8 protein-coding genes are annotated in these 13,098 nt (G+C 69.0%); 3 read left to right on the top strand and 5 right to left on the bottom strand.

Annotated features, from left to right (window positions below):
* Window positions 1–133 precede the first annotated feature (133 nt).
* The 5 genes from ACZ4YY_RS28170 to ACZ4YY_RS28150 all read right to left on the bottom strand — a co-directional run bounded on the left by ACZ4YY_RS28170 (window position 134) and on the right by ACZ4YY_RS28150 (window position 7,959).
* A complete protein-coding gene (locus tag ACZ4YY_RS28170; RefSeq protein WP_468296256.1) occupies window positions 134–1,609 on the bottom strand; it encodes a cellulase family glycosylhydrolase in 1,476 nt (491 codons plus the stop codon).
* A gap of 1,012 nt (window positions 1,610–2,621) precedes the next feature.
* Window positions 2,622–3,716, bottom strand: coding sequence for an ABC-2 transporter permease (locus tag ACZ4YY_RS28165; RefSeq protein ID WP_468296140.1), 1,095 nt, complete (start codon window positions 3,714–3,716; stop codon window positions 2,622–2,624).
* Complete coding sequence (locus ACZ4YY_RS28160; RefSeq protein ID WP_468296251.1) at window positions 3,713–4,645, bottom strand: ABC transporter ATP-binding protein; 933 nt, start codon at window positions 4,643–4,645, stop codon at window positions 3,713–3,715. Before ACZ4YY_RS28160 ends, ACZ4YY_RS28165 begins: the two co-directional genes overlap by 4 nt.
* Before the next feature lie 4 nt (window positions 4,646–4,649).
* Window positions 4,650–5,078, bottom strand: coding sequence for a GntR family transcriptional regulator (locus tag ACZ4YY_RS28155; RefSeq protein ID WP_468296137.1), 429 nt, complete (start codon window positions 5,076–5,078; stop codon window positions 4,650–4,652).
* A gap of 1,525 nt (window positions 5,079–6,603) precedes the next feature.
* Window positions 6,604–7,959, bottom strand: coding sequence for an extracellular catalytic domain type 1 short-chain-length polyhydroxyalkanoate depolymerase (locus ACZ4YY_RS28150; RefSeq protein ID WP_468296132.1), 1,356 nt, complete (start codon window positions 7,957–7,959; stop codon window positions 6,604–6,606).
* A 1,142-nt stretch (window positions 7,960–9,101) separates the two neighbouring features.
* Between ACZ4YY_RS28150 and ACZ4YY_RS28145 the strand changes: the two genes are divergently transcribed.
* The 3 genes from ACZ4YY_RS28145 to ACZ4YY_RS28135 all read left to right on the top strand — a co-directional run bounded on the left by ACZ4YY_RS28145 (window position 9,102) and on the right by ACZ4YY_RS28135 (window position 12,882).
* Window positions 9,102–11,300, top strand: coding sequence for a WD40/YVTN/BNR-like repeat-containing protein (locus ACZ4YY_RS28145; protein WP_468296129.1), 2,199 nt, complete (start codon window positions 9,102–9,104; stop codon window positions 11,298–11,300).
* 234 nt (window positions 11,301–11,534) lie between these two features.
* Window positions 11,535–12,641, top strand: coding sequence for a ricin-type beta-trefoil lectin domain protein (locus tag ACZ4YY_RS28140; protein ID WP_468296126.1), 1,107 nt, complete (start codon window positions 11,535–11,537; stop codon window positions 12,639–12,641).
* Window positions 12,642–12,762: 121 nt separating this feature from the next.
* Entirely contained in the window at window positions 12,763–12,882 is a 120-nt protein-coding gene (locus ACZ4YY_RS28135; RefSeq protein WP_468296123.1) for a twin-arginine translocation signal domain-containing protein, read from the top strand.
* Window positions 12,883–13,098: the final 216 nt, after the last annotated feature.

Below are 13,098 nucleotides of genomic sequence, written 5' to 3'. Positions count from 1 at the left end.
GACCGAGCAGGAGGCGTTGGAGCCCCTCGTGACACTCACACTTCTGGTTGTCGAAAGCCGCCCGGGCCGAGTTGTGCCGTGGGACATCCGGCCGGGGCGGCGTCGTACGCACTGGGCAGCCGTTGGGTGGCGGTTACCGGGTCGTGTAGGGGTCTTGGCTGATCAGGTGAGCTTTCAGACCCTCGCCGATGCCGGGCTCCGGGGTGCCTGCCCAGTCCTTGATGAGCACGCCACCGGTGCCGCAGCCCCACGGGTTCCAGGTCCACGCGAGATAACCGATGCTGTGGGCGTCAGCCCAGTCCACCAACCGCTGCATGTAGTCGAAGCCGCAGTTGTCCTGGCCGAACTCACCGATGACGACCGGCACCTCTTGTGCGAGCGGCGCGACCTGACTGTCCCAGCAGGAGGCGGTCGCACAGGCGTTGAAGCTGTACGCATGCCATGACGCGGCGATGTTGTTCAGCGGGTCGGTCGGCATGTGCGTCAGCCACTCGCGCATGTCGTTGGCCCACTCCAGGCCACCCAGCATGAGGATGTTGGTGGCGCCGGTGGCCCGGACCGCGTCGACCAGGTCCTGCATGCCGGCCGTCTCATACGGAAGGCCCGTGCAGGTACCGCCGTCTCGCCAGCACCGCCAGCCGACGGTCTTGTCCCAGTCGGCGGCGATCTCCGGGTAGGGCTCGTTGAACAGATCGAAGACGACGGCGTCATTGCCCTTGAAGGCGTTGGCGACACCGGTCCAGAACTGGGGGGCGTACTGCGCGTCCGGCATCGGTTTCTGGCACGTCGCGGTGGTGTCCTTGCAGTGCCAGTCCGGCCCATCGGTATAGGCGCCCCGCGTCCAGTGCAGGTCGAGGATCGGCGTGATGCCATTGGCCACCAGCAGGTCGACGTAGTCTCTGACGCCCTGCTGGTAAGTGGTTCCCTTGGGCGAGCCGTTGATGCCGAGCCAGCATTCCTCGTTCAACGGCAGGCGTACCGCGTGGATGTTCCAGGTCTTCATCGCGTCGACGGAAGCCTGGTCGACCGGGCCGCCGTCCCACAGCCCCTTGCCCTGCACACAAGCGTATTCACCGCTGGAGCGGTCCACGCCCAGCAGCCGGTACGGCTTGCCGCCAGCGGTGACGATCTTGTTGCCGGAGACCTTCAGCTCCGGGGCCGGACCACTGGGGCCGCTGGTCGGAGTGGTGGTGGGACTGGGGGACGGGGAGGTCACCGAGCCGGTACAGGTCACGCCGTTGAGCGCAACCGATGCGGGTTCCGGATTGGCGCCCTTCCACGCACCGGTGAACCCGATGGAAGCCGAACTGCCCGTATCCAGCGCCCCGTTCCAGTCGAGGCTGGCAGCGGACACGCGGGTTCCGGACTGTGTCCACGTGGCACTCCAGCCGTTGCTGACCTTCTGGTCGGAGTGCGGGAAGTCGAACGTCACGGTCCACCCTCGTACGGGGGAGCCGAGATTTGTGATGGCCAGGTTCGCGTTGAACCCTCCCGGCCATTCGCTCTGCACCTTGTACGCGACCGAGCAGCCGGTGGTGGCTGCCGATGCGGGCAGGGTGGCGATGGCAACGCCACCCAGGATCAGTGCACCGGCGGCGCCGGTTGCCATGAAGGTGTGACGACGTTTCACCTGATCTCCTTGTTGCCGTAAGGGATCGATGAGCGCGATACATCATCGTCAATTCGGTGACTTGTAAAGTCAATGCGCGTTCGGCTGGCTTCTGGATACCGAGTGGTCGGTCGGAGTGAAGAGTCCTGTGCTATTCAAGTCAACTACTGGCTTGAAAGAGTGATGTCGGCATGGTGGGCTGAGCGCCAGCCCAGTTCCGGTGAGGTAGCCGCCGAGGACGTCGTGGCGGTACTGACGCTGACGAAAGTTTCGCCGGACGGCGGTGATCAGGTCGTGTGGGTCGGCCACAGCGCGGCAGTGGTTCTACGACAACCACGGACTGAAAATTCGCGCCCAACGACGAAAAGCTCAGCAAAGGAAAGGACAAGCGCTGCTTCATGTTCAACGGAAAGTGCTGGGACGGACTGCCGCACATCAAGGTCCGGGACGCCGTCTCGCCCAACGGGGTCGGACGCATCTGCGTAGCCCCCGGCGCACGCCGGCCAGAACCGGGCAGAACGAGCTGCCGTCGAGGTGGGCGGCAGAGTCGGTCGGTGAAGGCGTCGGGCGAACATGGATGATTCCGGGCCATAGGACTGCCGGACCATGTCCGAGAGGGCGGTACGTGAGGTGAAGTCTGTCTCGCACTCTCGGAAGGGTGCGGACTGGCCGCGATGTCGCCGGGCGGTCACGGCTGCGGCTGGGCGAACAGGCCCTGAGGTCGGCCATCGCGTCGATGCGGACCACCGCGCCCATGGTGAGCGAGGCGGCGGTACTGCCCGGCGATCCGACGGTGCCGGCGGCGGGACCCTCGTTGCCGGCGGCGATCACGAAGGGGGCGGCGGAGGAGGCGGACAGCGCGTTCACGGACTGTCCGACGGGGTCGTCACCGGGGTGCCGGGGCCGCGGTGAGGGCCGCGGAGGCGAGCAGGGGGCGTCGAAGCCTCACCCGCTCGCCTCCTCCGGTGGGATGGTGAAGAGCGAGTGCCCCTGTGGGGGCACGACCGGCTCCTCAGACGAGCCGCTTGCGTCCCCAGATGAAGAGGAACGCCACGATGCCGGCCGTCAGGGCGAACAGAATCGACGCCCCGAACCACTGCATGCTGCTCATCTGCGATATGGGGATGTAATCGATCGACGAGCCGACGATGTCCGCTTTCTTCATGCACAGCTCAGTCGCCTCAGCCGTCGGCGCATCCGTGCAGGTGTTCAAGTCGAGCAGTTTTCCGCTGCCGGTGACATAAGAGGTGTCGAGCTGGGCCGCGGTGCGGGGCACCTCCGGAAATGTGAATATGCCGCCCGGGCTGGCAGGCTTGCTGGTGACTGTGACGATGTCGCCGAGCGACAGCTTGAAGTAGCCCCAGACCGTCTGGAGGGCGACGGCGAAACCGAGGGTCACGACCATGGCCACCAGCGTGCGGCGCAGGATCACACCGATCAGCACCCCGCCGAACACGGAGAGGAGGGAGAGGGCGACGGGCACCGGGCCCGTGGTGTTGAAGAACTCCCTGGAGGTCCAGTCGATGTCCGCGTAATGGGGCTTGATGGGGTTCCACCACCAGGCGAACACAGCCGACAGCGTGACCGTGGTCACCGTCACCACCAGCCCGGTCAGCGCCAGCTTTGTGACGAGCCAGCGGTTGCGGCTCACGGACTGGGCGGCGATCAGCTTGGCCGTGCCGCTCTCCAGGTCGCCCGCGAGCAGCGGGGCGCCGAGGAGGACACCGAGGATGACGGGTATCGCCGTGAGACCGGTGGTGACGGAAGTGAACGCGCCGATGTACGGCGCGAACTCCTTTTCCGCGTTGTCGAGGTTCTTGGCGGGAAAGCCGTAGGCGTCGAGGAAGTCCATCATCTGGGCGCGCTGGTAGACCATCCAAGCCACGCAGAGCACGGTGGCGGCGATCATGGTCCAGAACGCGGCCCGGTGCTGGCGCCAGACCAGCCAGGTCATACCGCTCAGGCGGGGGCGCCGGGTGGCCTGCGTGGTGGTGGCGTTCCTGGCCCCGTGCCTGGGTCCGTTCGTGGTCGCGTTCATCGTGCCGTTCATCGTCCGGTTCGCTGTCCTGTTCTTGCCGTCGGTCGAGGGGCGGGCGAAGGTGCTCATGCCGCCACCGTCCCGGTGCCGAACGCCTGGCCCTGGACCTGGGCGGTGGGGGTGATCAGCGGTGGTGCGTCGGGTGAGCGGAGATAGGCGAGCAGGAGTTCCTCCATGCTCGGGGCGGTCACCTCCCAGGGGCCGGTGACCGGGCCCTCCGGGCGGATCAGCGCGGTGAACTGCCGTCCGCTGCTCCGGGACTCGACGAGGGTGTGGTAACCGAGGGCGGCGGGCAGGCTCTCGCCCTCCCTGACCCCGGTGACCACGGCGTGCACGGTCATCAGGTCGTCCACGTCGCCGGCGAGGCGCACTCCGCCGCCGGAGACGACGACGAGGAAGTCGCACACGTTGTCCAGTTCGGCGAGGACGTGGGTGGACATCAGCACGGTGGTGCCGCGCTCGCCGGCCTCGGCGAGGAGGGTGCCCATGAGTTCGTGGCGCACGACCGGATCGAGGTCCGACATCGGCTCGTCGAGCAGCAGCAGGTCGGGGCGCTTGCCGAAGGCGAGGGCGACGGCGACGCGGGTGCGCTGGCCACCGGAGAGGGTGCCGATCTTCGCGTCGAAGGGCACGTTGCCCGCGCGGACGATGTCCTCGGCGGCGCGCTGGTCCCAGCCGGGGTTCAGCTCCCGCCCCAGCCGCAGGGTCTCCGCCACGGTGAAGCGACGGAACAGCGGCTTCTCCTGCGCGAGGAAGGCCGTACGCCGACCGGACTCCACCGAGCCCGGCGCCTCGCCGAACAGACTGAGCGAGCCCTGCGTCGGCTTCAGGACATGGGCCGCGATGTTCAGCAGCGTGGTCTTGCCCGCCCCGTTGGGGCCGACCAGCCCGCAGATCCTGCCCGCCGGAAGCCGGAAGGTGCAGTTCCGCAGGGCCCAGCCCCGCCGGTAGCGCATCCCCAGTCCGTGCGCCTCGAGCGCCGGATCCCCCGCATACATGGCGTCACTCACCTGTGCTCCTCGTTGTCGTGGCCCCCGTGACCGCCGTGGTCCCGGGGGCGTACTGCTTCTCCAGCGCCGACGCGACCAGCGCGGCCACGTCCTCCTGCTCCAGACCGGCCCCGGCCGCCTTCGACATCCACGCCACCAGCTCCCCGTACAGCGGAGAGTCGGTGCCCGTCTCGGGGCGGCCCAGCGTGCGGCGTACGAAGGTGCCCTGGCCCGGTCGTGGTTCGACCAGGCCCTCGCGCTCCAGCTCGCGGTACGCCTTGAGGGTGGTGTTCGGGTTGACCGCGCTCGTCTCGGAGACCTCCTTGGCGGTGGGCAGCCGGTCGCCCGGCACCAGTACGCCCAGCCGCAGGGCCTGCTTGGTCTGCTGCACGATCTGCTGGAAGGCGGGGACCCCGCTCCGCCTGTCGATGCGGTACTCCACGGCCACCACTCCCTTCCATCATCATTCCACTACTCGATTAGTGGAATGATGATGGAAGGGAGTGGCAGCCGTTGTCAACGGGGTCCGGGAACGGTCCTGAAACAGACCGGGAGAGAGGAACGGGCCAGGAGGAGGCGAGGAGGAGGCGAGATCCGGTGTGTCCGAAGTGACCGGAGAGGCTCGTTGGGCAACGGTTCCGTGGTCAGCCGGGCTGCCGCTGGTCACCCACGAGCTGTCGCTCGCGGCGGGCCCTGAATCGGCAGCCGTGGTCGAGGGCGGGGCCCGACCTCCGACATGCGGCGTCAGTTTGGCCGTGGTGCTCAGGTGGAGCTCGCTGGTGACCCCACCCCCGTGAGCGGCCCGGTCCCTCGCCTCGCGCACCACCTCCACCAGGAGGGCGCGCGGACTTCAGCGGTACTTCCTCTTCTGGCCGCACTTGTCGACCGTGGGCCGGCCACACGCGACGAAGCCGGCCCCTACCCGCCTTCTTCCGAAAAGGGAGTGCGGATGGGGAATGCCCGTGACGCTCGTTCGACGCTCGAGGCCCTGTGAGCCTTCGTGCAGGGGCGCGAAACGGTCACTGACCTCACGGCGGCGTCGTTGTCGCTCGGGCGGACCTGGTCCGGCAGCAAGTCGCAGAAGGAGTCCAGGGAGCGGTGCGCGAGGGGGGCCGGGGGTCGGCGCAACCGGTCAAGGCCGTGATCGATGGAAGTGGTGAAGGGACTCGACCAGTCCGTCGGTGCAGAACAGGAGCGTGGCCCGCGCGCGGCACGACGGTGACGGCGTCGGGGCGGGGGCTGGTGACTCCGGTGCCGAGCGGTATGCCGTGAGCCTCTTCGCAGCGGGCGATTCGTGAGTCCTGAGGATACGCTCGGTCCGAGCCAGCGGCGCCAGGCCGCGGTGATCCCACGTGAGGGCCACCGGAGGGGGGCATGTCCTGAGACACCGTGGTCTGTTCGCACGGTGCCGCACCGTCCCACGTGTGGACAATCCTCCTCAACGGTCGTCTTGCCGTGGGCGGCGAGGCGCTGCTCGGCAGTGCGGCGGCCCAGCGCGTCGTAACGGTGCCGCCACCGCGTCCCGCGAGGGTGACGACGGAGGTCATGCGCCCTTCGGTGTCCCGTGTGAAACGCCACGTGTCCGCCTTGCGGGACAGGCGGGTCCTCTGGCGCAGAGTCACCCGGCCAAGGGGTCATATGCACAGCGGACGTTTCCGGCGCGAGTGAGGGCGGTGCCCTCGTACGTCCGGTGGCCGGTGGCCGGTGGCCTTGTGACCCGGGCGGGAAACCGGCCGTCAGCGGTGACGACGGTGGCGCGGCCGACCGGGTCGGCCCTCGTACGTCCGGTGGCCGGTGGCCTCGTGACCCGGGCGGGGAACCGGCCGTCAGCGGTGACGACGGTGGCGCGGCCGACCGGGTCGAGGTCGAAGGCACGGGTGCCCGAGAGTTGGTCAGCGAGTGTGCGGAGGTGGCCGTCGGCGCGGCAGAGGCAAGCGCGGAAGCCTCTCAGCCTTGGGGCGGTGGTGTCAGCCGAGGCGCCACTGCTGGTTGCTGCCGCCGTTGCAGTCCCACAGTTTGACCGGTGCGCCGTTGGCGGTGGAGGCGCCGGCCACATCCAGGCACAGCCCTGACTGGACGCCGGTGATGGTGCCGTTGGAGTTGAGGTTCCACTGCTGGTGGGTGCCGCCGTTGCAGTCCCAGATCGCGACTTTCGCGCCGGCCGCGGTGCCGGTCGCGTCGAGGCACTTCGCGCCGCCGTAGACGGTGAGCTGCTTGGCCGGCGTACTGGTCCAGGACTGGTTCGTCTGGCCGTTGCAGTCCCAGATCTGCGTCTGGGCGCCATTGGTCTGCGAAAAGCCGGGTACGTCCAGGCACTTGCCGGAACCGGTGGCGTGGAGAGGACCCGTGGTGGTGCCGCCGGAACCTCCCGAGCCGTCGAGTCCGAAGAAGGCGATGGCCCGGGCCGCCATACCGCTTTCGGGCAGGCTGTGCCCGACCCCCTGGAAGCTGTTCGCCTCGACCGGTGCCTGCGTGCCGGCGGAGCCGTAGCGGGTGCGGGTCCAGTTGGACTGCGGGGAGTCGGTGAAGACCGGGGTCTGGCTCACTCCCAGCACGTTCGTCCACTGCTTGATCTCTTCACCGAAGTTCGCGTAGTACAGCGCGTCGTCCTCGGTGCCGTGCCACAGCTGCATCCTCGGCCGGGGGCCGGTGTACCCCGGGTAGGCGTTCCGGACGAGGTCGCCCCACTCCTGCGGGGTCTTGCTGATCTTGCCGGTGGCGCAGGCGCTGTTCCAGCCGGAGCCGTCGGTGGTGGCGAAACAGCCGAACGGCACGCCCGAGAACGCCGCACCGGCCTTGAACAGGTCGGGGTAGGAGCCGAGCATGACATTGGTCGTCATCGCGCCGGACGAGGCGCCCGTGACGTAGACCCGGCCGGCGTCGGCGTTCATGTTCTGCAGGGTGTACCGGACCATCTGGGCGATGCTCGTGGGGTCACTGCCCCCGTCGTGCTTGAGCGCCTGGGGCGAGGAGACGTCGAAGCACTGCCCGCTGACGTTCGCGTCCGGGTAGACGACGATGAACCCGTGCTGGTCGGCGAGGCGGGCGAACTCCGTGTTGGAGTAGAAGGCGGGCCCCGTGCCGGTGCAGTAGTGCACCGCCACCAGCACCGCCGGGCGTGCCGGAGCGCTGTCGGGCTTGTAGACGTACATCCGCAGGTTGCCGGGGTTGCTGCCGAAGTTGGTCACCTCCTTCAGCGACGCGGCCGACGCGGTGGTGGCCGAGGCGCCGGTCAGGACGAGCGCCGCGATCAGCGGCGAGACCGCCATCAGCAGGGCTACGAGTACATCCTTGACGCTTCTCTTCTTGGACTTCGGGGACATGACGCTGTCCTTTCTGGAATCCAGCACGGCCGGGACGAAGACCGGGTGGTGAAGCGCTTCGACAGGCCCGCGTGCTGCGGTGAACGGCTTCGACTGGATGCCGACCAGCGGGATCGGCCTGGTCCGGCGGTGGGTCGCTCCAGGCTCTGACATCAGGCCTCGCGGGTACGGGCGAGGGTCACCCGCCCTGACGAAAGCCCGGGTCGCCGCACTGCGTCGCGGCGACGGTGAAGTGAACACGCTGTCTGCCCAACCGGCTTGGAGATCGCCTCGCCGACCCGACCGCCTGGGCCAGACGGTTGCCTGGCCCCTCCGGGCGAGCCGTGCCGGGCTCCTGGCCGGCGTGTGACCCGTCGACGCTCAGGCGATCGACGGCGGGCGGGAGCCGGCTCAGATCCCATCTTCTCGTCGAGGCGGAGCCGCGACGGAAGGTTGTCGATGTGCTTCCGGAACGGTCGTTGCGACCGCGCAACGACGGTGCTGTGTGCGGCGCGTGGGCAGGCGCATGGGATTCCCCTGAGATGGACTCGAGAAGAAGAGTGAAGCGCTTCGATGCTCGTCAGAGGTCCGGGGCAGTGTCAAGAGATCGGCCTCGCCGCGTTGACAAAGCGCGCGGACCCCTTTGTTGTACCCCGGAGGCATCTTGGAAGCGACCCTTGTGCGCCCTCGTGCCTTCACTTAACCTCGCAGCAACATCGAAGCGCTTCGACTGTGCATCACGTCGCAGTAATGGGATGTCTGCTTTCAGCTCAGCCAGTTCCAGTCACGACACCGCAGCCGACGGCCCTGCGCCGGGTGTCCTGGCGCGCCATGAAGGGTTGACGCGATGACGCCGAATGCCGTCTCCGCCTGCTCCGGACCATGCCGGAGAGGCTTCCTCGCCTCCACGGCGTTCGCCACCGCAGCGGTGGCCGGTGGGATGTCGCCGCTCACCGCCTCGGGCAGGTCGGACAGTGGAGCGCGCGAGCGGCCCTAGGGCAGCAAGGCCGCCGACAAGCTGCTCCCGACGCGCATTGCCGGCGATGTGGCACAGCCGGACCTTCCGTCGGAGAAGGCTCGGCGGCCGACTGCACCGGCAAGGTCCCCGCGCCCCTCAGGGGCGTCGCTCTTTCCGTCTCCTTCGCACAAGAAAGAGGTATGTCATGCGCACGCCCCACATCAGCAGAAGAGCCGTACTCGCCGGGACCGCTGCCGCAGCCGCGGCCGTCTCCCTGCCGCTCGGCCAGGGACGTGCGCAGGCCGCCGCCACTCCCGCGAAGAGTGGATACCGTTGGCGCAACGTGGTCCAGGGCGGTACGGGGTTCATCACCGGGGTGCTGTTCCATCCCTCCGTGCGCGGGCTGGCCTACCTGCGGACCGACATCGGCGGTGCCTACCGGTGGGACGACCGGACCGACCGGTGGATCCCGCTGACCGACCACCTCGGCTGGGACGACTGGAACCTGCTCGGCGTGGAGGCCATGGCCGTCGACCCGGTGCATCCGAACCGCGTATACCTGTCCCTGGGTGCGTACACGCAGCCCTGGGCCGGAAACGGGGCCGTGCTCCGCTCGGAGGACCGCGGTGCGACCTGGAAGCGCACCGATCTCAGCGTGAAGCTCGGGGCCAACGAGGACGGCCGGGGCTGCGGGGAGCGCCTCCTCGTCGACCCGTGCGACAGCGACACCTTGTGGCTGGGCACCCGGCACGACGGGCTGCTCAAGTCCACCGACCGGGGCGCCCACTGGCAGGCCGTGAGCTTCCCGGCCACCCCGAGCGCCACCGGCCAGGGCGTCACGCTCCTGGTCGCCGTGGGCCGCAGTGTCTACGCCGGCTGGGGCGACTCCGACGGCACCTCCGCGAACCTCTACCGCACGTCCGACGGCGTCACCTGGGAGGCCGTCCCGGGGCAGCCGACCGGCACCGCCGCCAAGGTCCCGATCCGGGCCGCCTACGACCGGCACACGCGCGAGCTGTACGTGACGTACGCCAACGCCCCCGGCCCGAACGGGCAGTCCGACGGCAGTGTGCACAAGCTGCGCACGACGAGCGGGAAGTGGACCGAGGTCACCCCGGTGAAGCCGGGGGGCACGACGGCCGACGGCTCCGCTGACTCCTTCGGCTACGGCGGTGTCGCCGTCGACGCCCGCCGCCCGGGCACGCTCGTCGTCTCCACCAACAACCGCTGGTCGCTGGTGGACACCCTGTACCGGACCACCGACGGTGGCCGCACCTGGACGTCCCTGAAGGACACGGCCGTGCTCGACGTGTCTGAGACGCCTTACCTCAAGTGGGGTGCCGACAAGCCGAAGTTCGGCTGGTGGATCCAGGCCGTCGGACTGGACCCGTTCGACTCCCGGCACGTCGTCCACGGCACCGGCGCCACCCTCTACGGCACCCGCGACCTCAAGCACTTCGCCCCCCAGATCCGCGGTGTGGAAGAGGCGTCCGTACGCCAGCTGATCTCGCCCCCCACCGGACAGGCCCACCTGCTCAGCGGCTCCGGCGACATCGGCGTGATGTACCACGAACGGCTCACGGCCTCACCCTCAAGCGGCATGGCCTCCAACCCCGTCTTCGGCACCAGCACCGGCCTGTCCCTCGCCACCGCCGAACCCTCCTACGTGGTCCGGGCCGGCTGGGGCGACCACGGCAACGGCGCCTCCTCCCACGACGGCGGCAAGACCTGGACCCCCTTCGAGACCCAACCGGATCCCGCCAAGAGCGCACCCGGTCCGATCGCCACCAACGCCGACGCCAGCGTGCTGCTCTGGTCCTTCGGCACCGCCAACCCCGCTCACCGCTCGATCGACAACGGCGCCACCTGGACCGAGATCCCCACCTTCCCCAGGGGAGCGGCACCCGTCGCCGACCCCCTCGACCCCACCCGCTGCTACGCCTTCGACACCACCACCGGCACACTCTTCGCCAGCACCGACAGCGGCCAGACCTTCACCGCGCGGGCCACCGGCCTCAGCTCGGGCGACACCGAGTTCCAGCTGGTCGCGGCACCCGGCCGCACCGGCGACCTGTGGCTCAGCCTCAAGGGCAACGGGCTCTTCCGCTCGACCGACGGCGGCGCGACCTTCACCAAGGTCAGCAGCTGCCACGCCTCACACACCCTGGGCTTCGGCAAGGCCGCCAGGGGCGCTTCCTACCCGGCGCTCTACATGGTCGGCGCCACGGACACCATCACCGCCGTATACCGCTCCGACGACGAGGCGAAGACCTGGACACGGATCAACGACGACCGTCACCAGTGGGGCTGGACCGGAGCCGCCATCACCGGCGATCCCCGCGTGTACGGACGGGTCTATGTCGCCACCAACGGACGCGGCGTGCAGTACGGGGAGCCCGCCTGACGCGCGACAGCGGCATCGGCGTCGTCCTCACCGTCCACGGCACCTGACTGACGGCCGCACCCGGCCACCCGGTGGGAGACCGCCTTCCTCAGCGGCAACGGCCGACGCGGCGCCCTCGTGTCCGGCGATCCGCACGCCGAGCGGATCGCCGTGACGCACCGCGCCCTGATGCCCGCCGGGCGGCGGCGATCAGCCCCGCTGAACAGCAATCACTCGCAGAAAGGAAGGAACTCCATGAAAAAGTCCCGGATCCTACCCCTGGTCACGCTTGTCTCCGCCGTGCTCGGGCTGACGGCGGCAGGTGTGACCCCTGCCTCCGCCGCCTCCGACACGCCTTTGCGGGTCATGCCGTTGGGCGACTCGATAACCTGGGGTGTGGGAAGCAGCACGGGCAACGGCTACCGGGCGCCGTTGTGGGACAGACTCGCTGCGGACGGCCACCCGCTGGACTTCGTAGGCACCGGGCGGGCCGGTTCGATGTCCGATCCCGACAACGAGGGTCACTCGGGGTACCGCATCGACCAGATCGCCGCACTCGCCGACGCCTCGCTCACCCGCTACCGGCCCAATGTCGTCACGCTGCATATCGGCACCAACGACCTCCAGGGGGCCTCCGAGGTCAACACCGCCATCGCCCGGCTGAAGTCGCTGGTCAACCAGATCACCGCCGACGTCCCCGACGCAACCGTCCTCGTCGCCTCCCTGGTCGTGTCCACCAGCAGCTCGGAGGAACGGTTCCGGGGCGCGTACAACCAGGCCACCCGCCAGATCGTCAGCGACGCACAAGCGGCGGGCAAACACGTCGCCCACGTCGACATGAGCAGTCTGACCACGGCCGACCTGGCCGACCCCCTGCACCCCAACGACTCGGGCTACCAGAAGATGGCCGACGCCTTCCACCGCGGCGTCCGGGCCGCGGACAGCGCCGGATGGCTGAAGAACCCCGCCCCCGCCCCCGCACGCGTACAGTCCGGCATCGCCGGCAAGTGCATGGACGTCAAAGGCGCCGCCACAGCCGACGGGACCGCCGTCCAGACGTGGAGCTGTGGCGGCGGTGCCAACCAGTTGTGGTCCGCCTACACCGACGGCACGCTGCGCTCCATGGGCAAGTGCCTCGACGCCGCCGGCTGGGGCACCGCGAACGGAACCAAGGTGCAGCTCTGGTCCTGTCACGGCGGCGCCAACCAGGTCTGGCAGCCCTACAACGGCGGCTACCGCAACCCCGCTTCGGGCCGCTGCCTCGACGTTCCGGGCTCCTCCACGGCCGACGCCACGCAGCTCCACCTGTGGGACTGCAACGGCGGCTCCAACCAGAAGTGGACCACTCTGACCGCCGGATGACCCCGCTCCGGGATCTGCGCCCTTTCCGGGGGTTCGGATCCCGAAGAACATCGGCAGCGGTGACCTGTGAGCGAACGCACCGAAGACCGAGCAGTCACCTTTCCCCGCCGAAAGGTGCGAGATGCCTTCCCCCGTCAGCAGACGGCGTCTCCTGCAAGCAGCCGGGGCCACGGCCGCCACCTCTGCCACCGGTTCCTCCATCGGCACAGCGGAACTGACGCCCGCCGGAAGCAGATTGTGATCGCCCTCCCCACTCCCTTGCGCACCACTTCGACCATTGTTCGAAATGACGAACATAGTCGTTCGACGGGGCGACCGCCAAGGTCGGGTCGTGGCGCATCGACAGTCCGGACGGCCTCCGACGAGGCCGACCGGAACCGCTCACTCAAGGGGGCCGGGCCTGCTCACCCCGAAGCGCTGACCCGCGACACCTGGTCACGCGCTCCTGCCCGTATAC

This window comes from Streptomyces sp. NPDC030143 (assembly GCF_055573695.1).
The sequence above is the reverse complement of the archived record's forward strand: the minus strand, read 5'-3'. Positions and strand labels throughout refer to the sequence as shown.